Below are 19,039 nucleotides of genomic sequence, written 5' to 3'. Positions count from 1 at the left end.
TTTGTCTTAAAATTCAGCACTCATGGGGGTACGGGGGAAAGGAATTACATCTCGGATATTGTCGATGCCTGTCATGAATTGTACTAATCTTTCAAATCCTAAGCCAAATCCCGCATGGGGTACGGTGCCATATCTCCTTAAGTCTAAATACCACCATAAATCTTGGGGGTTGATGTCCATTTCCTTAATTCTAGCTTCCAAGAGATCATATCTTTCCTCTCTTTGAGAACCTCCGATAATTTCGCCAATATTGGGTGCTAAAATGTCCATAGCAGCGACGGTTTTTTGATCCTCATTCATGCGCATATAAAACGCTTTGATGTCTTTGGGATAGTCGGTGACGATGACGGGTTTTTTAAAATATTCTTCGGCTAAATATCTTTCATGTTCCGATTGTAGATCGATACCCCATTCTACAGGAAATTGAAAAGTGCGATCGCACTTTAATAACAAACTAACAGCTTCGGTATAAGTAACCCGTGCAAATTCATTATTAATAATATTATCGGCATTAGCTAAAACTGTATCATTAATGCGCAGATTAAAAAACTCCATATCTTCAGGACAATTATCCAACACATATTTAAAGATATATTTTAAAAACTCCTCGGCCAAATTTTGATCCCCTTCCAAATCACAAAACGCCATTTCAGGCTCAACCATCCAAAATTCAGCTAGATGACGGGAAGTATTAGAATTTTCTGCCCGAAAAGTTGGGCCAAAGGTATAGACATTTTCAAAAGACATGGCCATAATTTCCGCCTCAAGTTGCCCACTAACCGTTAAATAGGCTTTCTTACCAAAAAAGTCTTCCTTATAGTCAGTTTTACCATTATCGTTACGGGGAATATTATCAAGGTTAAAATTAGTCACCGTAAATAATTCCCCTGCCCCTTCGCAGTCACTGGCGGTAATAATAGGTGTATGTATCCATAGAAAACTCTTCTCTTGAAAAAATTGATGGATGGCATTAGCACAAGCATTACGCACCCGCATCACCGCCCCAAGGGTATTAGTACGCCCCCGAAGATGGGCAATGGTACGCAAAAATTCAAGGGAGTGACGTTTTTTTTGTAGAGGATAGTCTTTTCCGTCACACTCTCCATAAACGGTTACTATGTCAGCGTGTAACTCTATTCTTTGCCCCTTGGCGGGGGATTCTACCAAGACTCCTTCCACTGCCAAAGATGCCCCCGTGCTTAGTCTTTTAACGATATTATTATAGTCACTTAAGTCTTGGTTTAAAACTACTTGCAAATTAGCAAGAGATGAGCCATCACTGACTTCTATAAAAGTAAATTCTTTTAATTCTCTTTTGGTGCGTACCCACCCTTGAATTTTTACTTTTTCTTGGGGTTGTCCTTGGCGTAAAATATTAATTATACGGTTACTCATCTTGGTATGAAAAGAAAATTTTTCAATTATTTATTACTTATTTATCTTAACATAAGCTACCTAATATAATCTTTATTATACTCTAATTAATTAATCAATTAATTAGTTATATAATATAAATAATTGTCTATTTTGAGCATTTTGAATCATTAACTTTTTCTATCCTCAAATTAGTGTTGTTTAATTTCTATTTTTTTCTCCTTAATGTAATGTATCATCTTTAGATCTTCTCCTTTAATATGATGAATAAGCCAGTCAGTTAAAAATCTTGATACTTTTGCTGTAATAAATTGCTGATGTTCTAAAAGTTCTTTTTGTAAAGTAATTACATCATTTTTTAGCATTTCATGTTTTTCTTTATGAATAGCATAATCAGGATAATTATAATCAATCATAAATTTTTCTTCCGCATCAAAATGTTTGATAGTATATTCTACTAATCTTGCTAGTGTATTGTTAATGACTTCTTTCCCGTGACCTTCCATCATCGCATGATGTAATTGATTAATCAATTTAAACAGGTATTGATGCTGTTGATCAATTACATTTTCTCCCGTTATATATTCTTCTCTCCAAAAGGCAATGGACATAATTGATTACCTCTCAAGCTCTGTATATCATCAATTATAAACTAGGCTTTTTTTTTTGTTAAATGCTTTATTGCTTTTTATGGTTAATATTAACAATAATTTATAAACGTTAACTCTTTTTCCAGTCTCTATAAAATTGAGCTAATTTATCAGGATTTATTTTTAGATAGTAACCAAGAATCATAATTTGATTAATCATAGTAGTTTTAAATATTCCTAGTTTTTGCCATCTACGGGCAGAGGTTGTGACGGAGGAATGAGCAATTTTTATTTTGCCCATTTTTTGTAACTTCTTAATGAAGGCAAAGTCTTCCATAATGGCAATTTCAGGAAAACCTCCGACGGTTTCAAAAGTTTCTTTTTTTAAAAAAAATCCCTGATCTCCATAGGGTAAAGAAAATAAATGCGATCGCAATTTAACCAAAACAGAAATCAAATATAAAGATAAAGAATCATGATTAATTTTAAGATTAAAAGCTCCGGCTATCACTCTATTTTGACTTAAAATAAAATTAATATCTTCAAAATAATTATTAGGTAAAAGACTATCCCCATGGAGAAATAATAAAATGTTTCCTGTGGCTAATCTTGCTCCCAAATTCATCTGATAACTACGACTAGCAACAGGAGATAAAATAACTTTTAGCCCATGATTTTCAAGAATTTGTCTGGTACTATCACCACTACCACCATCGACAAAAATAATTTCTATATTTTGTAAAGACGTAAAAGAAGATATATTTTCTTTCAAAAAAACCTCCTCATTAAAAACAGGAATGATAAGACTTAGCTTATTAAGATGTGTTTGCTCTGACATTTCAAAATAAATTAGTAATGGAAATTGACTATTTTTTCATCGGAATCAATTTATAAAAATAACTATGATGATCGGAATTATAGCACCCAAAGCATTATAAACAAAAGCTATTTACCCTCCTGTTGATAGTTCAAAAACATCAAAATAAAGAACCCAAAATTATTTTGTTTCACATTTTTTGATGTTTGATTTTCCTCTTATTCACTAAAGTTTAAAGCTCTATTTTTAATCTAATTCCAACTTTAGAGCAGAATTCTTGGTGGTTTTTTAACAAAATTAGGGTTTAGTTAATCGGTTAGGGTGGATACTAAAAATCAGTTGTCCATGGTTTGATTTATTTATCAAATTGAAAAGGTAAAGGGCGCTTGGCAATATATAACCAAAATAAACCAAAAAGTCCAAGGGCGATCGCACTTATACTAATAATTTGAGCCACCCGCCAATCCCCCAACATAAGGCTATCGGTGCGAAAACCCTCAATCCATACCCTACCCAAACTGTAACTAATTAGGTAAACAAAAGCCAAAGTACCTGTTTTTAGATTATTTTTGCGACGTAAACCCCAGAAAAAAAGAGCCATTAACAACACAAAAACCATCACATTCCACACAGACTCGTATAAAAAAGTAGGATGGAAATATTCAAATTGTAAAAATTCAGAGGGACGACGATTAGGAGGAATATATAAACCCCAAGGCAAATTCGTTGGCACCCCAAAGGCTTCGGAATTAAAAAAATTACCCCATCTACCAATAGCCTGACCTAAAATAACAGAAGGCATTATCACATCTATCAACGCCCAAAAAGACTGCTTTTTAACCTTAGCAAATAGTATCGTGGCGATGGTACCACCGATAATTGCCCCATGGATAGCGATGCCCCCCTGCCAAATGGCAATCATATCCCCTGGCCGCCCCGCATACCTTTCCCACTCAAACAACACATAATAAATTCTGGCAAAAGGTAGCGCCCCTATCACCAACCATAATATTAAATCACCGATCATTTCAGGATCAACATTTTTTCTCTTAGCCAAATTTTGGGCTATAAATAAGCCAATTATCACCGCCATGGCAATCAAAAAACCATACCAACGCACAGCCACAGGCCCTAATTCAAATAAAATCGAACCAGGAGATTGGAAACGGAAAGCGAATAAATTCATAAAAATTTTGTATTAGTGGTATTTTTCTTTTCTATGGACGATTAGGGAAACTTACGTGAAATTAATGGTATGATTAACACAAGATTACTGCAAATCTTAATCTTCATATAGTTACAGAAATTTAACAGTTTCTCAAATATTTTAAATGAGAAAAAAGCATATTAGCCCAGATAGCGCCCTCGGTTTAGTTTCAACCCTCAGCTTCCCTGCCATCGTTGGCACGGCAGACATGATGTTAAAGTCTGCGGAAGTAACTTTGGTGGGTTATGAAAAAATCGGTAGTGGACATTGTACTGCTATTGTTAGGGGTAATATTGCGGATGTACGCCTTGCGGTGGAAGAAGGAGCAAGAATGGCGGCACAAATAGGACAATTACACACTAAGCTAGTGATAGCCCGTCCTATGCCCAATTTAGAGGCTGTTTTTCCCATTGGTAGTCGTTTGATAGAATTAGCCCAACAGGAAAGGGGTTACAGTCGTCTGAGTAATCGCTCTATTGGTTTAATTGAAACTAGGGGTTTCCCTGCCATGGTAGGGGCTGCGGATATGATGTTAAAATCTGCGGATGTACAATTGGCTTCCTACGAAACTATTGGTAGTGGTTTGTGTACTGCCATTATACGGGGTACTGTGGCTAATGTGGCGGTAGCCATCGAGGCGGGAATGGCAGAAGCGGAAAGGATTGGGGAGTTAAATTCGGTGATGATTATTCCTCGTCTATTGGAAGATTTAGAGCATACTTTACCTGTGGCGAATTATTGGTTAGATGAAGAGGATAAACAACAGCCCCTACCTAATTTTGCTAAGAAGAAACGCCCTCTATCCCGTCGCAAGTTAGTTGCTTTACCTGAGTTGGAAAAAGTACCTGTTAATTTTAATAATTCTTCTAAGGTGGAATTAAAGGCAGAGTTGGAAAATAGAAAGCATCAGAAAAAGCCTTTACCCATGGAAATTATTGAGCCTCAAACCGAAGATGATTAATGAATAATTGATAGTTGAAAATGGATAATTGATAATGAACATTTAGTTATACTGTTGAGAACAGGAGATAAACGGCAAGGAGAAATCATTACACTATTCCCCATTGCCTACCTTAACAACAAGGCTTTTTTATGGAATGTTATATTATGTGGAAAGAAATTGCGATCGCCATTAGTAACCATACTAAAAAAGAATTTATACTAAAAAACTCTCGTAGTGTGGGGGGAGGTTGTATAAACCAAGCCTATCAACTGATAGGGGAAAATAATAGCTACTTTGTGAAATTAAATTCTCCTCACCAATGGGAAATGTTTCGGGTAGAGGCGATCGCCCTTAGACAAATGTATGATACAAATACTATTAGAGTACCCAAACCCATCTGCACAGGTTACACCGATAACCATAGCTACATCGTCTTAGAATGGCTCGAATTTGGTAGGGCAAACAATCAATCATGGCAAACCATGGGTAAACACCTCGCCCAACTCCATCAACAAGGTAAAGACGATAAATTTGGCTGGGATGATAATAATACCATAGGTTCAACCCCTCAAATCAATGACTGGGTAGAAAACTGGGCGGACTTTTTCGCCGAAAAAAGAATCGGTTATCAACTAAAACTAGCCAGTAGAAAAGGGGCAACCTTCGGTAATCAAAATAATATCATAGAAGCCATTAGAGCAAAATTATCTCACCATCACCCCCAACCATCCCTCGTCCATGGAGACTTGTGGGGCGGGAATGCTAGTTTTTTGGCGGGAGGAATGCCCATAATTTTTGACCCTGCGGCTTATTATGGAGATAGGGAAGTAGATATAGCTATGACAGAACTTTTTGGCGGTTTTCCCTCGGCTTTTTATGAAGGTTATAACCAACAATGGCAGTTAGACTCTGGTTATGCACAAAGAAAAACTATCTACAATCTTTATCATATTCTTAACCATTACAACCTTTTTGGGGGTGGATATGCCAGTCAAGCCCAAGGGATGATTAATCGGATTTTATAGAGGAATGGTGTGATTCATTGGGTTATAATCAGTTATCCATTCTCAATTATCAATAGTTATCGTGAATTACTGGTTAATGAAATCTGAGCCTAGCGCTTATAGTATTGATGATTTGCAAAGGGAAAAAACTACTATCTGGGATGGGGTGAGGAATTATCAAGCCCGTAATATCCTTGGGGAAATGAAAAAAGGGGATTTAGCTTTTTTTTATCATTCCAACTGTAAACCCCCTGCCATTGTGGGATTAATGGAGGTAATAGAAACCAATATAGTTGATCCGACTCAGTTTGATCGCACCTCAGCCTATTTTGATGTCAAATCAACCCCTGAAAAACCCCGTTGGCATACGGTGAAAGTAAAATTTAAAGAAAAGTTTGCTCAATCATTATCCCTCGAAACCCTTAAACAAACCTTTAATTCTGATGATTTCTTGGTGGTAAAAAAAGGTAATCGGTTATCTGTAATGCCTGTAAATAATACCGTTGCCCAAGAGATATTGCAATTAATTAGAGCTTGATGAAAAAGTAGAGTGTTCAATAAAAGGCAAAAATTGAATACTAACAATGGGCTTAAGCCCATTGCCCATAACCTAATTATTGTCCATTCCCCATAAGCTAAACTATTTCAACATCAAAGCCACTTGTTTAGCAAAGTAAGTTAAAATCAGGTCAGAACCTGCTCTTTTCATGCTGGTAAGGGTTTCAAGGACAATTTTCTTCTCATCAATCCATCCTTTCTCAGCTGCCGCTTTAATCATGGCATATTCACCACTGACGTTATAAGCAACTACGGGAATATTGGTATAATCTCTTACTTGACGGATAATATCAAGGTAAGCAAGGGCTGGTTTAACCATCACCATATCTGCACCTTCAGCAATGTCTAACTCAACTTCGGTAATGGCTTCACGGGAGTTGGCAATGTCCATTTGATAGGTTTTTTTGTCACCGAATTTAGGGGCGGATTCCAAGGCATCACGGAAAGGACCATAATAGGCTGATGCGTATTTGGCAGAATAAGCGATGATACCCACATGGGTAAATCCTGCTTCGTCAAGGGCTTCACGAATTACCCCAATTCTACCGTCCATCATGTCGGAGGGAGCAACCATATCGGCACCTGCCCTCGCTTGGGATACGGACATTTTGGCTAATACTGCCACGGTTTCATCGTTGAGGATTTGCCCATCTACTACGATACCATCATGACCGAAGGGGGAATAAGGATCAAGGGCAACATCTGTAATAATGGTAATTTCGGGTACTTCTGCTTTGATGGCTTTGATGGTGCGTTGTACTAAGCCATCGGGGTTATAGCTTTCGGTACCTTCGTTATCTTTTTTATCATCCGTGACTAGGGGGAAAAGGGCGATCGCCTTTATACCTAATTCATAGCATTCTTTTACTTCTTTGATCAATAAATCAAGGCTATAACGATAACAGTCGGGCATGGAAACAATCTCTTGTTTGAGGTTTTCCCCTTCCATGACAAACACGGGATAAATCAAATCATTAACAGTTAACTGGGTTTCTTGTACCATCGCCCGTAGTGCTGAAGTGCGACGCAAACGGCGAGGACGGTTTGTTAAATTATATAAGGGCATTTTTTATAAAAGTTTTTCATCAAAACATTGGCAACATATTATTATAAGAGAGTCTCGGCTTTTCTCCCTCTCTTGTTAAATAAATTAATATTTAGAGAATAGGCAATGGGCAATGGGCAAAAGACAAGAGATAATGGTTAACAAGTGATAGTTGTTAATTATCAATTATCAATTCTCAATTATCAATTATCCCTAACGTTGACTTGTCCTAGGATAAATTTAAGACTATCGTAGTCATTTTTTAATAAAACACTCAATACCCTTCCTGCTTTGACTAACCAAGGGCGATCGCACCCTCGAATGTTATATACTTCTCTCAGGGTAGCCGCCGTAAGGGATTCAATGGGAGTATTACTAACTTGCAGTAAAACTCGCAAAAAATCAGGATTTTCGGTAAATCTAGTTATTTCGTCCGTGGTACAGCTAAATACTCCCTGATGGATTTGGGGAGGACGAGGGGGTAAATACTGAAAAACTCGCCCATGGGGAGGATTAACGCCATTATTTCCCTGTGCAGGGGTTTCAAAACCGATTATTACCGCCCGAAATTCGGTTTTTAACATGGCAAAAATTTGCGGTTGTTGCTCTTTTAGTTCAGCTAAAGATAAGCCCAAAGCCCTTGCCCTATGGATAGAATCGATGGGGGCAGTGGTAGCATTGGTAATGATGGCATAGATTTTGTTTCCCGACTCATCATCAATGGATTTTACCCAACTACCAAAGGGAGGCATCACAGGAAAACTCAACTCCTCTGGCTCTAAACATTGAGCTAAAAATTCTGTAGTAGAAGTCTCAATCACTTCCCCTATATGGGTTATGGTGCCATGTTGATTTTCTATTATCTGCATATATCATCCAAATTTTGTCCATCTACAATTAGAAACCATTGCCCATTCCCTGTTCCCCATTCCCTATGCTCAAATTGTTAACATTCTTGTACATTTTGGGAAGAAAACCAAATCAGGTTAAAATGTAGTTGGGGTAAACAAACAAACCATGTACGGAGGTTTCGTTATGACAACATTAACATATACCGACAAAGATTTCGCAGCTATGACCATGGAAGATGTTGCGCAAATTGCGTCAAGGTTAGAAAATGATGATTATAAGACTCCCTTTGAAGGTTTACAGGATTGGCATAAACTAAGGGCGATCGCATTTCACCGTGAAGATTTAATTGAACCTTACTTTTATCTCCTCGACATCGAAGCCTATGACGAATCATAAAGGATTTTTAGAATCTTTTAAAGACAAAAAAATTTTAATCTGTGTTGGGGGAGGCATTGCCGCATATAAGGTATGCACTGTTATCTCCCAATTGTTTCAACAGGGAGCGCAAGTTGAAGTCATCCTCACCGACTCCGCTCAACAGTTTATTACTCCCCTCACAGTTTCCACCCTCGCCCGAAAACAGGCTTACACCGATGCCGATTTTTGGCAACCTATTCACCCTCGCCCCCTACACATTAGCTTAGGAGAATGGGCAGATTTAATTTTGATAGCCCCCCTCACCGCCAACACCCTCGCCAAGTTGGTATATGGCATGGCGGATAATCTCTTAACTAATACTATCCTTGCTTCTAATTGTCCTGTGGTGGTAGCCCCTGCTATGAATACGGAGATGTGGTTACAAGAGTCTGTGAAGGCAAACTGGACAAAATTAGGTCAAAATAATCGTTTTATTCCTCTCCACACCAATACGGGGTTGTTAGCGTGCGATCGCACTGGGCAGGGAAGAATGGCAGAGCCTGAAGAAATCATTGCCGCCCTCGAATCAGTGATACATACTGGGGGTAAAAAAGATTTAAAGGATAAAAATGTTTTAATTAGTACAGGAGGCACAAGGGAATTTTTTGATCCCGTGCGCTTTATCGGCAACCCTTCCACGGGTAAAATGGGCATTGCCTTGGCGATGGCTTGTCATCATCGGGGGGCAAAGGTTACTTTGGTGGGTGCAAATGTTGCCCCTGAGTTGTTAAAAAATCTTCCTCCTCTACAACTTATTGATGTCACCACGGCAGAGGAAATGGAAAAAGCCATGGTGAATAATTTTTCTACCTCGAATTGGACGATTATGGCGGCAGCGGTGGCGGATGTGAAACCAAGGGAGTGTTATAAAACGAAGCTGGGTAAAGCGAATCTACCTCCCTACATAGAATTGGATACCGTTACAGACATTGTGGCGAAGTTGGGCAAAATGAAGCAACCTGAACAACTTTTGATTGGTTTTGCTGCTCAAACGGGGGATATTGTTACCCCTGCACTGGATAAATTAACTCGTAAACGGTTAAGTGCGATCGTTGCTAATCCTATTGATAAAATAAATGTAGGATTTGGCACTGATACCAATGAGGCGATATTTATTACTGCGGATGGGCAAAAAACAACCTTACAACCATCTTCAAAGTTTTCCCTTAGTCATCAAATTATTGATTTAATTTTGGGGCAACTTGTTTAATATCGTGGGTTGCTGATTTTAGAGATGACTTCTCGTAATAGGCAATAGTTATAATATCTCAAATACCAATTTATACTAAGTCCGATTTATAAACTGTAATTTTATTTATTGTCTTTGGCAATGGGCTTAAGCCCATTGTTCGTTGTACTAGCATACTTTTCTCTACGGATTCAATATTATTTACATAATTCAGTCATACTTCTTACCATGATTAAGAGCTAACCCATTTCTTTGATGTCTTCTAAGGTTTTCCAGCCTGGTAGCCATAAATCTCTATCTTTTAATTGTTTAGCATTTATCCAAAAACGCACATTATCATCGCAGGATGCTGTCATTTCGGCAAACACCCATTTATCTTTACTTTTACGGTTAATTACTTGAAAGTGTCTCCAGCCCCAAGTTTGTTGGGTTGATGTCCATTTTGAGCCTAAAAGATGAGGAAATTTTTGTTTCTGTGCCACAGGAAATTAATTGATAGTTGATAGTTGATAATAAAAAAAGTTAATTAACTTAAATTCGGGATAACTGATATTCGAGTAATCCTCTATGAAAAGATAATCTCTTGCCAATTTCTACACTTTTGTTATGGACTTACTAATGTCTATTCCCCATTCTCCATTGTTTAAGTCATTGGTGCTATACAATAAATTTTAGCTATCTTATATTTTAAATTTTATGGTTTCTACTTTTTTGTTGACTATTTTATTAATGATCGGTTTATTTTTCTTTATTCGTGCTAGTACTAAGGATAGAATTGAAGTTGTAACTCTTCGTTGTCCTGAAAGTGAGGATAGTATTTTGGCATATCTTCGGGATTACTTTCAACAAAGATCTTACCAAGTAAAGGCGATCGATGGGGAAAGAAATAAGGTTACTTTGGAGGGTTTAGTTTCTCCGAGTATCTTTTTGGCTGTCCTTCTCAGTTTTTTGGCGGGATGTGGTTTATTTTCTTTTTCCCTTGTCTTACAAATGTTATTTCACCCTGAAATTAACTGGTTTCTCGGCTTAATTATTTTATCCCCCATAGCTGGTTTCTTTTACTGGAAAGGTTCTAAACGAGTGGAGGAGGTAGCTTTTCGCATTGATAATGTTGTTGATGAGGAGGAGAAAAAGGAAACTGTTTTTACGATTCAAGCCCATCGGGATGAGTTGATTAATTTACAAACTTCTTTCCCTTTCAATTATGAGGTAAAGGAAGCATAAAAAAAAGGATGTTATATTTAACACCCCTTCTTATTCTTTTGGGGAGAATTCCATGGTTTTATTTTCCCCTAAATTTGTTTTTCTTTTTTACTAACTATAAATTAAAGTAAACCAGTGTTAGTACCTTGTCTGCCAGTTACTAATTGTACTTTAACAATGGAACCGCCCATTTTTTGAATTCTTTGTTGCTCTTTGAACCAGTTATCGTAGGGAACTAATTTGGTGAAGTAGGTGTTTTGTAATTCTCTTTGGGTTCTGATTCTGGTTTGACTTGGTACACAAGCCGTTACTTTAAACATTCTCATGTGAGGTAGTCTCCTTGGTTTGGAAAAATTTATTAAGCGGATTTTTTTATATTGAGAGAGATATATATAATTCTTTCTTATGCAATGAAAAGCTACGGTTAGGAGCCAAGAGTCAATACTAAATTAACTAAACGATGAAGTCAAACTGGCACTTACTCCTGACTTTCCTAACCTGTGGGTTAAGGTTTTACCTTATTTATCTACAAGCCTTAAGTCTTAGCTTAAGCCAGAGCAGATATAGTCGAAGTAAACACCCATTTCTTTACCAGCGTCAGCACCTACTAAACTAGCGGTTACTTCTTTCATAGCTTGAATAGCTTGAACGGTGGAACTGATGGGTACTCCTAGGGAGTTGTAGGTTTCTTTTAAACCGTTTAATACGCGCTCATCTAAGATGGAAGCGTCACCAGCTAACATAGCATAGGTGGAGTAACGAAGATAGTAGTCTAAGTCACGAATACAAGCAGCGTAACGACGGGTGGTGTACATGTTTCCACCTGGACGGGTTACGTCGGAGTATAATAAGGATTTAGCTACAGCTTCTTTTACGATGGTAGCGGCGTTAGCGCTGATTACGCTAGCGGCACGAACACGGAGTTGACCACTTTGGAAGTAGCCTTTTAATTTGGTTAAAGCGGATGCGTCAAGGTATTTACCTTGTACGTCGGAGGAGTTGATTACTGCAGTAATTGCGTCTTGCATGGTTATTTTCCTTTCTAATTAATTGACTTTGTGTTAGTTTTGCAGGACTAAGAGAATTTTAGACTTGATAGGTTTATGGATTTATGAGTAAAACCTATTGTAATGCTCCGACTACATAGTCGAAGTACGAAGCCGCTTCTGAGGTGTCTTCTGCAGACATTAAGGAAGTTGCAACTTCTTTCATTTCACGTACACTTTGAGCTACTGCACCGATGTCAGTACCTAAAGATTTGTACATTTCTTTTACGCCAACTAAGCCAATTTCTTCGATGGGGGTAACGTCACCAGCTACTACTCCATAGGTGATTAGACGTAGATAGTAGTCCATGTCACGTAAACAAGTAGCGGTCATTTCTTCGCCGTAGGAGTTTCCACCAGGGGAAACGATGTCGGGGCGTTTTTGGAAGAGGCGATCGCCAGCTTCTTTGATGATGCGCTCACGAGAATCAGTTAAGGTTTGAGCGATTCTTAGACGGCTTTCACCAGAAGAGACGAAGGACTTGATTCTGTCTAGTTCGCCGGGGCTTAAATAACGTGCTTCTGCGTCAGCATTCACGATGGATTTCGTGACGATACTCATTTATGGATTCCTCCAAGTAAATTAATTTAGATAGTTTTTTTTATTAAACCAGTTTTTTGATGTTTCTGGTATTTAAATTTTGTTTGACTTTTTATGGTCAATCTGAGAACCAGTATAACTTAATGTTGTTATATTGATTAGCTTTGTTTATTTGGTTGAGATCGTTATGTTCCCTTCCGAATGTTATTGTGCAGTATCAAGTATCATTTTTATTCATTTTCTTAATACTTTTTAACAATTAGTAAGGGAAACGGGGAATAGACAATGGGCAATGGATGGCGAAAAGAGCAATCAATAAAGAATTTTTTTTCTATTGCTGAGGTTAAACAAGATAGTTAAATCAGTCCTTCAAATTCTAACTCTTCGATCATTTGTAAGCCTCTAGGATCTCCTAATTTGAGCAAAGAGCTTTTAGCATCTTCTTTCACTCCTAAGTCTTCATCTTCCACTAGGGCCTCGATGAGGGCATCTATGGCGGTGTTATAAACTACGTTAAAGGGTAATTCTTGGCATAGTTTGCCCACTGTCCAAGCACAATTACTGCGCACTGCGGCGATCGCATCTTGCCGTAAAGTGGTAATTAGGGAAGGTACGGAGGTAATAATATCTTCGTAATTCAATTTGGCAATATTAGCGATACTACTAGCTGACCAAAGACGCACGGCAGCTATATCATGTTTGAGGGCATGGAGTAATGGTTGGAATGAAGTGCGATCGCCACTATTCCCCAAAGCCCACACCACTCCTTTACGTACATAACCATTCCAATCATTCTGAAGGGCGAAAATAAGGGGCTGTACCGCTGATGGATCTGTGTTTCTACCCAACGCATAAGCAGCACTAACCCGTATCAAAGGACAATTGTGACTCAAACGTTCAATTAACAACGGAACAGCCCTAGAATCAGAAATTTCACAAAAAGCTCTTACTCCCTCAATCTGTTCTTGTAAATTGTCGCTAGATAACAAACCCAGCATCACATCAGGATCTGGCTTTTCGGGTTCGTTATCCTCGATTAAATCTAAAGGGTCGAGGTTGTCAAAATCTATGGCAGTGTTACTTAAGCTAGAGTCATTCATATGAAATAATGATACATTATCTTAATGCACAGGTAAACAGTTTTAAGTGTCTATTGCTACTGAAGTTAATCATTGTACCAGAAAGTATAAATCTGCCATTGCTTTGGGCAGTAATTTGGGAAAAAGTAAAGATACTTTACAAAAAGCGGTGGAAATTATCCAATCAGCCCCCCAAATCGATTTAATCCGATGTTCTAGTTGGTATCAAACCAAGCCCGTTGGCCCTGCTCAACCCGATTATATTAATGGTTGTATTACTATTAATACTTCTTTTAATCCCTCTGAGTTATTGTCTTTTCTACTAAAAATTGAACAAAAATTTGGTAGGGAAAGAAAGGAAAAATGGGGTGCGCGAACCCTTGACTTAGATCTTATTTTATATGATGATTTACTCATTGATTTACCTAATTTAAAAGTTCCCCATATTTTGATGAGAGAAAGAGCTTTTGTCTTAATTCCTTTGGCTGAAATTGCTTCCCAATGGATTGATCCTGTGACAAAATTAACAGTAGAAATATTAAAAAATAATCTTCATTATGCTCATGATGAGATTATTAAACTATCTAATGATTAAATTTTTAGATATGGATCAATATGCTAACTTTAAAATCTAATTACTTACATATAAATAAGATTGCTAAGTAAGTAGGCATAATTAAATCGATTTAGGCAAGGGGTTTAAACCCCTTGTTCATAAGAGTCTTAATAAAATAAGAGCTATAATTAATTTCGCCAACCTACTTAACTTTTATTAAAAATTGATACATTTACTAATTATTAACTATCAAACAAAATATTTATGGATAAATTATTACGAGGCTTAAATATCTATTTAATTGGGATGATGGGTTCAGGAAAAACTACTGTAGGAAAGTTTTTAGCTCATAAATTAGAATACCGTTTTTTAGATACTGATAATACTATTGAAGTGGTGGCTCAAAAAAGTATTAATAAAATTTTTGAGGAGGATGGAGAAGACGTTTTTCGCACTTTAGAAAATCGAGTTTTAGGGGAAGTTTCTAGTTATCTACATACTGTAATTAGTACAGGGGGAGGTATCGTTTTGAAAAGCGATAATTGGGCTCATTTAAGAGATGGCATGGTTATTTGGTTAGATGTGCCTGTGGATACTTTAGTGGATAGATTACAACATGACAATACTAGACCTTTATTAAAAGAAACTGATTTAAAAGAAAAATTAAGTAATATTTTAGAGCAAAGAAAAAGTCTCTATCAACAAGCTGATATAACTATTTCGGTTACTAGAGAACAATCTACGGATGATATTGTTACAGAAATTATTAGAGTTATTCCTAGTAAGGTAAAGCCTGAATTTAATCCTAATTTGAATTGATTGATCAGAAACATTAGTTCCATATTATGCTTATCAGTTTAGCTCTATTAATCTCCCATAATTGGGAGATTTAAAAAACTAAAGTATTAAATTATTTCATGGATTTAATATTAATATTTAAAGTTATTTTTAATAATATATTTATCTTTGAGTGATAATTATTTTATCTCCGATAACTGCATTTCTTGCCACTAAATTTCCTTGGCTATCTTGGAAATTAATTTTATTAAAATAAAGCAGTCTGCCAATGTCATAAACATCATTGACGAAATTATCTTGCTCATTACTATTCATTTGATACCAATTTTGAGTAAGGGTGATAAGAAGATTGTTTTCACTAAAATTAGCTTTTAGATTAATAATTAAATTTTTGCCGTATTTATCAGTAATTTGGTCAATTTGCTCTTGAATGTTATCGTATAATGTTTGTTCGATAGTAAGGGCGCTAACGGTTTTTTGTTCGATAATTATTTCTACTTCTTTATCGGGAATTGGTTGTTCAATTTTTTCTGGTTGAGGGGGAGTATCATCAGCAATAATAGCGGGGGGAGTTTCTACTATTTCTTTTTGGGTGGAATTATTTTCTGGTGATGTTTCTATTTCAGCTTTATCGTTAACGGCATTTTCTTTGATATTTGTTTCTGAGTTGATGATATTTTCTGTTTTTGGTTGATTGTCTGGGTTGTCTATGTCGGGGGGGTTTTGTTTATTTGGGGGTGTTTCGATGGCTATAATCGTTGTTTTGTCTTTAATATTATCAGTTTCTAGGTTGGGGTTGATGAGAGTCCAGCATATTCCCAAGACAATTATAATTGAAGCAAGGGCGATCAGACCCAAGGTCTGCCACTTTGTGATCGCTCCTAAACGAAAATCAAAGCTAAGCCTTTTTTTGCGAGGGGGTAGGTTTTCGGGAACATTCTTTGGTATAGTTTCAGAATTATCTTGAACTTTAAAACGAGGGGCTAGTTTAATATTATTAATTAAGTTGTTACTAGACTCGATAAAAGTGTTGGTAACTTCTATGGTGGGAAACTTTTGTATTTCTGATTGATTAATTTTTTCTAGGGTTAATTGTAGTTTCTTTATAGTCTTTTTTAAACTAATAATAGCCTCTTTTATCTCTATATCAGCAGGTTTATTCTCTGGTTTTTGATTATCCATTAATTTTATAAATATAAATTATATTTTAAGATAGTTGTTGTTTTAAATTAGATAAAAATTCAATTTTGGTCGTATTGTAGCTAGGACATGAAAAATATTATTCAACTTATCATTATTAATTTATCATTATTTTTTATCTGTGTGGGTTGTTCCTCTATTTCTACTCCCCTAGAATTTGCCCCGCCTCCTTCTATCGTTGAAAAGGCGATCGCCCTTACCCTACAATCAAGCTATAATAATTTAGGTGATCAATTAAAGACAAAACCAGCTACATTTGAGCTTAGTAAGATAGATGTTAAACGCATAGAACCAAGAATAATTTATAATTTGTCAGTTTATCATTTAGAAGGGATCTATAACATTAAACTTAAACTAAATAACAATAAAACAAAAACCATTAAAAACGAATTTCAGTTAGATATAGAAAGAAGAAAACAAGGAGAAACTTGGAGATTATTAAAAGAATATAAAGAAGATGGAGAAGACAAATATTTTGCTTATCAAATAAACTAAAATGTAAGCTATTTTACATCACGACCTGAATCTATCCCCTACCATGGAATCAGTAATAGGTGAATAGTTTAAATAAAAACTTCAGTTCAAGGAAAAAATAGAGTTATGGAGATATTGTCTTTAGAACATTTACAAACCCACGGAGTTAAAGCAGAAGAAATACAAAAAGGTCTTAAAATAAAATGTTTTGGCAAAAGTTTCCTCAGAAAATCTGATGTCCCTAAAAGATTTAGAGAAAAAGCTCTCTTTCTTTCTGCTGAATTGTTAAGTAAGGGAGAAGAAAGTTTTGTCACTGAAACTAAATTTTCCTATACCGTATGGATGGAAGAAAAAGTGGAAGTGATGGGCAAAAAGTTTGTGCCTTCTAAGCAGGTAAATAGTGGAAATAATAGAGTAATTAATGACAACAATAATAGTCAAAAATTTTCTAGTCAAAATTTCCGAGCTTCAAATAAAAAAATAGTTAATAATACTAACAGGGAAGAACATATCATGAGTGCTAGTATTACAGAGCTAGAGAATAATGTCCAATGGAATATTAGTGTTCGTGACAAAAATTCCCCTACTACCACAACCCCAAGTTCTCCTCCTCAAAGAAAAGTTCAAAGTTATGAAACCTATCGAGGGGCCGCCTTTATTCATGAAGAAAAAGAAAAAAGTAAGGAACAAAGCACCACAAAAATAAAGAAAAAACCGAAAACTTATAGAGGTCAGGTATATTAATTTTTGCTATAAAATACTTCTACCAACTAAAATTTTTCTCACTTCTAGCATGGCGGAATAGGTGGGAATTATGTATAGTGTCTGATTTTCGGGAGTAATTTTTAAAGCTTCTTCTATGGCTTCAGGTAGATTTTCTTTGACAATTAAATTCAAGTCACTGTCTATATTATCTAGGCTATATTTCAATCTTAAGGACATATCATAAACCCTGTCTCCGCTAACCACTATATTGCCTCCCGACTCCACTAATTTTTCAGTATCTACATCCCATATCCATGATACATCGGTACCATCTGGAGTGCGATCGTTTAAAATCATCATGGTAGTACAATGGGGGTTAATTTTCTTTAAGTCATTTACTGCCCTGATAGTTTCATTCATGCCCACAGGATTTTTAGATAGAAGAATGCGAATATGCTTATTGTTAATGGTTAATTCTTCTGCTCTACCAAAGGCTGCTTTAAAGTTAATAATAGTTTGATTAATTACTTCTTTTTCTACTCCCACAGATTGGGCTAGTAATCCAGCGGCTAAAGTATTATATTTATTGTAAACCCCGATTAAAATTTGTCCCCACTCTTGGCTATTTACGTCTAGTTTACTCTTAGTAAATTCACATTTTGGGCAGTCATAGTCTCCCAGATGAGAAAGATAAACCCCTTCATAGTCAAGGGAATGACCACAATTTGGACAATAAATAGAATCTACTGCATGGGGAATTTCCTCTAAGTATAAATCTCTTTCATTTAAGCCGAAAAAGAGTACTTTTTTATCAATATTTTGTCCTAAATAACAAAGGGTAGGATCATCCCCATTAATAACAATGGTAGTCGCTTGGGATAAAGGGGCGATCGCCTCTTTCCACCGATAACTAATGGTATCAACTTCCCCATAACGATCTAATTGATCTCGGAATAAATTTAGAGCTAAAATATGACTAGGGTTGCACTCCTTTAACACCAAAGGTAAAACATTTTCATCTACTTCAAGAATGGCATAATCCGCCTCTATGTTGCCCCATAGATTACTATTATCAATCAAACAAGTAACCAAACCATTGATTAAATTGGCCCCCGTGGAATTGTGAATTACCCTATAACCATCATTTTGTAAAATTTCCTTCAACAAAAGAGAAGTAGTAGTCTTACCATTAGTACCAACTACCAAAATCACCCCTTCCGTAATTTGCTTTGACAAAACCGCCAATAAACGGGGATGGAAACGTCTAGCAATCGCTCCGGGTAAGACACTCGCTGCCCCCAAACCCAACATACGCACTGTGCCAGTGACAATTTTTGCCGTTGCTACCGCCAAAGCCAAAGGAAACTTAACCATCAATATTGCCCCACTCTCCAAAATCAGAAAAATTAATTTGTTAAATACCTAACACCAATAACCATCA

At 36.5% G+C, this 19,039-nt stretch carries 23 protein-coding genes; 10 read left to right on the top strand and 13 right to left on the bottom strand.

Annotation, left to right across the window (positions count from 1 at the left end; all coding sequences use genetic code 11):
* Nucleotides 1-6: 6 nt before the first annotated feature.
* The 4 genes from asnS to lgt all read right to left on the bottom strand — a co-directional run bounded on the left by asnS (nucleotide 7) and on the right by lgt (nucleotide 3,967).
* Nucleotides 7-1,395 carry an asparagine--tRNA ligase gene (gene asnS / locus A5482_RS11080; RefSeq protein WP_069789323.1) on the bottom strand — a complete coding sequence of 463 codons (1,389 nt, stop codon included), beginning with the start codon at nucleotides 1,393-1,395 and terminating at the stop codon, nucleotides 7-9.
* A gap of 170 nt (nucleotides 1,396-1,565) precedes the next feature.
* Nucleotides 1,566-1,985, bottom strand: a complete 420-nt coding sequence (locus A5482_RS11075; protein WP_069789322.1) for a bacteriohemerythrin — start codon at nucleotides 1,983-1,985, stop codon at nucleotides 1,566-1,568.
* A gap of 109 nt (nucleotides 1,986-2,094) precedes the next feature.
* Nucleotides 2,095-2,802, bottom strand: coding sequence for a TIGR04283 family arsenosugar biosynthesis glycosyltransferase (locus tag A5482_RS11070; RefSeq protein ID WP_069789321.1), 708 nt, complete (start codon nucleotides 2,800-2,802; stop codon nucleotides 2,095-2,097).
* Nucleotides 2,803-3,136: 334 nt separating this feature from the next.
* The gene (gene lgt / locus A5482_RS11065) at nucleotides 3,137-3,967 is read right to left on the bottom strand and encodes a prolipoprotein diacylglyceryl transferase (protein ID WP_083260349.1); all 831 of its coding nucleotides are present in this window, start codon (nucleotides 3,965-3,967) and stop codon (nucleotides 3,137-3,139) included.
* A 145-nt stretch (nucleotides 3,968-4,112) separates the two neighbouring features.
* Between lgt and A5482_RS11060 the strand changes: the two genes are divergently transcribed.
* The 3 genes from A5482_RS11060 (at nucleotide 4,113) to A5482_RS11050 (ending at nucleotide 6,473) form a co-directional block, all read left to right on the top strand.
* Nucleotides 4,113-4,949 carry a carbon dioxide-concentrating mechanism protein CcmK gene (locus A5482_RS11060; RefSeq protein ID WP_069789319.1) on the top strand — a complete coding sequence of 279 codons (837 nt, stop codon included), beginning with the start codon at nucleotides 4,113-4,115 and terminating at the stop codon, nucleotides 4,947-4,949.
* Between the two features lie 146 nt (nucleotides 4,950-5,095).
* Complete coding sequence (locus tag A5482_RS11055; RefSeq protein ID WP_069789318.1) at nucleotides 5,096-5,956, top strand: fructosamine kinase family protein; 861 nt, start codon at nucleotides 5,096-5,098, stop codon at nucleotides 5,954-5,956.
* 76 nt (nucleotides 5,957-6,032) lie between these two features.
* Entirely contained in the window at nucleotides 6,033-6,473 is a 441-nt protein-coding gene (locus tag A5482_RS11050; protein ID WP_069789317.1) for an EVE domain-containing protein, read from the top strand.
* Nucleotides 6,474-6,575: 102 nt separating this feature from the next.
* Here the strand turns inward: A5482_RS11050 and hemB are convergent, their stop codons facing one another.
* Together hemB and A5482_RS11040 are read right to left on the bottom strand one after the other, a co-directional pair.
* Nucleotides 6,576-7,559, bottom strand: a complete 984-nt coding sequence (hemB, locus tag A5482_RS11045; protein WP_069789316.1) for a porphobilinogen synthase — start codon at nucleotides 7,557-7,559, stop codon at nucleotides 6,576-6,578.
* Nucleotides 7,560-7,741: 182 nt separating this feature from the next.
* A complete protein-coding gene (locus A5482_RS11040) occupies nucleotides 7,742-8,407 on the bottom strand; it encodes an HAS-barrel domain-containing protein (protein ID WP_069789315.1) in 666 nt (221 codons plus the stop codon).
* 166 nt (nucleotides 8,408-8,573) lie between these two features.
* On the opposite strand from A5482_RS11040, the gene isiD reads away from it, so the two are divergent.
* Nucleotides 8,574-8,786, top strand: coding sequence for a protein IsiD (gene isiD, locus A5482_RS11035; protein ID WP_069789382.1), 213 nt, complete (start codon nucleotides 8,574-8,576; stop codon nucleotides 8,784-8,786).
* Complete coding sequence (coaBC, locus tag A5482_RS11030) at nucleotides 8,773-10,017, top strand: bifunctional phosphopantothenoylcysteine decarboxylase/phosphopantothenate--cysteine ligase CoaBC (protein ID WP_069789314.1); 1,245 nt, start codon at nucleotides 8,773-8,775, stop codon at nucleotides 10,015-10,017. The genes isiD and coaBC overlap by 14 nt, the downstream gene beginning before the upstream one ends.
* Nucleotides 10,018-10,235: 218 nt before the next feature.
* On the opposite strand, the gene A5482_RS11025 is transcribed toward coaBC, so the two are convergent.
* On the bottom strand, nucleotides 10,236-10,478 hold the full coding sequence (locus A5482_RS11025) for a TIGR02450 family Trp-rich protein (RefSeq protein ID WP_069789313.1): 243 nt from the start codon (nucleotides 10,476-10,478) through the stop codon (nucleotides 10,236-10,238).
* Nucleotides 10,479-10,692: 214 nt separating this feature from the next.
* On the opposite strand from A5482_RS11025, the gene A5482_RS11020 reads away from it, so the two are divergent.
* Nucleotides 10,693-11,220, top strand: coding sequence for a cofactor assembly of complex C subunit B (locus tag A5482_RS11020; protein ID WP_069789312.1), 528 nt, complete (start codon nucleotides 10,693-10,695; stop codon nucleotides 11,218-11,220).
* 101 nt (nucleotides 11,221-11,321) lie between these two features.
* Here A5482_RS11020 and A5482_RS11015 read toward each other — a convergent pair whose 3' ends face one another.
* The 4 genes from A5482_RS11015 to A5482_RS11000 all read right to left on the bottom strand — a co-directional run bounded on the left by A5482_RS11015 (nucleotide 11,322) and on the right by A5482_RS11000 (nucleotide 13,886).
* Entirely contained in the window at nucleotides 11,322-11,525 is a 204-nt protein-coding gene (locus A5482_RS11015) for a phycobilisome linker polypeptide (RefSeq protein ID WP_069789311.1), read from the bottom strand.
* 216 nt (nucleotides 11,526-11,741) lie between these two features.
* Entirely contained in the window at nucleotides 11,742-12,227 is a 486-nt protein-coding gene (gene apcB / locus A5482_RS11010; protein WP_069789310.1) for an allophycocyanin subunit beta, read from the bottom strand.
* Between the two features lie 94 nt (nucleotides 12,228-12,321).
* Entirely contained in the window at nucleotides 12,322-12,807 is a 486-nt protein-coding gene (locus A5482_RS11005; RefSeq protein WP_069789309.1) for an allophycocyanin, read from the bottom strand.
* A 335-nt stretch (nucleotides 12,808-13,142) separates the two neighbouring features.
* Nucleotides 13,143-13,886, bottom strand: coding sequence for a HEAT repeat domain-containing protein (locus A5482_RS11000; protein WP_069789308.1), 744 nt, complete (start codon nucleotides 13,884-13,886; stop codon nucleotides 13,143-13,145).
* Between the two features lie 46 nt (nucleotides 13,887-13,932).
* On the opposite strand from A5482_RS11000, the gene folK reads away from it, so the two are divergent.
* Nucleotides 13,933-14,460, top strand: coding sequence for a 2-amino-4-hydroxy-6-hydroxymethyldihydropteridine diphosphokinase (gene folK, locus A5482_RS10995; RefSeq protein WP_069789307.1), 528 nt, complete (start codon nucleotides 13,933-13,935; stop codon nucleotides 14,458-14,460).
* A gap of 225 nt (nucleotides 14,461-14,685) precedes the next feature.
* Complete coding sequence (locus tag A5482_RS10990) at nucleotides 14,686-15,240, top strand: shikimate kinase (protein ID WP_069789306.1); 555 nt, start codon at nucleotides 14,686-14,688, stop codon at nucleotides 15,238-15,240.
* Nucleotides 15,241-15,381: 141 nt separating this feature from the next.
* Here the strand turns inward: A5482_RS10990 and A5482_RS10985 are convergent, their stop codons facing one another.
* Entirely contained in the window at nucleotides 15,382-16,401 is a 1,020-nt protein-coding gene (locus A5482_RS10985; RefSeq protein ID WP_069789305.1) for a hypothetical protein, read from the bottom strand.
* A gap of 87 nt (nucleotides 16,402-16,488) precedes the next feature.
* On the opposite strand from A5482_RS10985, the gene A5482_RS10980 reads away from it, so the two are divergent.
* On the top strand, nucleotides 16,489-16,914 hold the full coding sequence (locus A5482_RS10980; protein ID WP_069789304.1) for a hypothetical protein: 426 nt from the start codon (nucleotides 16,489-16,491) through the stop codon (nucleotides 16,912-16,914).
* A gap of 105 nt (nucleotides 16,915-17,019) precedes the next feature.
* Complete coding sequence (locus A5482_RS10975; RefSeq protein WP_069789303.1) at nucleotides 17,020-17,637, top strand: hypothetical protein; 618 nt, start codon at nucleotides 17,020-17,022, stop codon at nucleotides 17,635-17,637.
* A gap of 6 nt (nucleotides 17,638-17,643) precedes the next feature.
* Here the strand turns inward: A5482_RS10975 and A5482_RS10970 are convergent, their stop codons facing one another.
* On the bottom strand, nucleotides 17,644-18,972 hold the full coding sequence (locus A5482_RS10970; protein WP_069789302.1) for a Mur ligase family protein: 1,329 nt from the start codon (nucleotides 18,970-18,972) through the stop codon (nucleotides 17,644-17,646).
* Between the last annotated feature and the right edge of the window lie 67 nt (nucleotides 18,973-19,039).

Source organism: Cyanobacterium sp. IPPAS B-1200, from assembly GCF_001747005.2.
Lineage (GTDB): Bacteria > Cyanobacteriota > Cyanobacteriia > Cyanobacteriales > Cyanobacteriaceae > Cyanobacterium.
This window is presented reverse-complemented; position numbering and strand designations above follow the sequence as displayed.

Coding starts and splice junctions, on each gene's coding strand:
- asnS (WP_069789323.1), bottom strand. CDS start 1,395: ATGAGTAACCGTATAATTAATATTTTACGCCAAGGACAACCCCAAGAA.
- A5482_RS11075 (WP_069789322.1), bottom strand. CDS start 1,985: ATGTCCATTGCCTTTTGGAGAGAAGAATATATAACGGGAGAAAATGTA.
- A5482_RS11070 (WP_069789321.1), bottom strand. CDS start 2,802: ATGTCAGAGCAAACACATCTTAATAAGCTAAGTCTTATCATTCCTGTT.
- lgt (WP_083260349.1), bottom strand. CDS start 3,967: ATGAATTTATTCGCTTTCCGTTTCCAATCTCCTGGTTCGATTTTATTT.
- A5482_RS11060 (WP_069789319.1), top strand. CDS start 4,113: ATGAGAAAAAAGCATATTAGCCCAGATAGCGCCCTCGGTTTAGTTTCA.
- A5482_RS11055 (WP_069789318.1), top strand. CDS start 5,096: ATGTGGAAAGAAATTGCGATCGCCATTAGTAACCATACTAAAAAAGAA.
- A5482_RS11050 (WP_069789317.1), top strand. CDS start 6,033: ATGAAATCTGAGCCTAGCGCTTATAGTATTGATGATTTGCAAAGGGAA.
- hemB (WP_069789316.1), bottom strand. CDS start 7,559: ATGCCCTTATATAATTTAACAAACCGTCCTCGCCGTTTGCGTCGCACT.
- A5482_RS11040 (WP_069789315.1), bottom strand. CDS start 8,407: ATGCAGATAATAGAAAATCAACATGGCACCATAACCCATATAGGGGAA.
- isiD (WP_069789382.1), top strand. CDS start 8,574: ATGACAACATTAACATATACCGACAAAGATTTCGCAGCTATGACCATG.
- coaBC (WP_069789314.1), top strand. CDS start 8,773: ATGACGAATCATAAAGGATTTTTAGAATCTTTTAAAGACAAAAAAATT.
- A5482_RS11020 (WP_069789312.1), top strand. CDS start 10,693: ATGGTTTCTACTTTTTTGTTGACTATTTTATTAATGATCGGTTTATTT.
- A5482_RS11015 (WP_069789311.1), bottom strand. CDS start 11,525: ATGAGAATGTTTAAAGTAACGGCTTGTGTACCAAGTCAAACCAGAATC.
- apcB (WP_069789310.1), bottom strand. CDS start 12,227: ATGCAAGACGCAATTACTGCAGTAATCAACTCCTCCGACGTACAAGGT.
- A5482_RS11005 (WP_069789309.1), bottom strand. CDS start 12,807: ATGAGTATCGTCACGAAATCCATCGTGAATGCTGACGCAGAAGCACGT.
- A5482_RS11000 (WP_069789308.1), bottom strand. CDS start 13,886: ATGAATGACTCTAGCTTAAGTAACACTGCCATAGATTTTGACAACCTC.
- A5482_RS10990 (WP_069789306.1), top strand. CDS start 14,686: ATGGATAAATTATTACGAGGCTTAAATATCTATTTAATTGGGATGATG.
- A5482_RS10985 (WP_069789305.1), bottom strand. CDS start 16,401: ATGGATAATCAAAAACCAGAGAATAAACCTGCTGATATAGAGATAAAA.
- A5482_RS10980 (WP_069789304.1), top strand. CDS start 16,489: ATGAAAAATATTATTCAACTTATCATTATTAATTTATCATTATTTTTT.
- A5482_RS10975 (WP_069789303.1), top strand. CDS start 17,020: ATGGAGATATTGTCTTTAGAACATTTACAAACCCACGGAGTTAAAGCA.
- A5482_RS10970 (WP_069789302.1), bottom strand. CDS start 18,972: ATGGTTAAGTTTCCTTTGGCTTTGGCGGTAGCAACGGCAAAAATTGTC.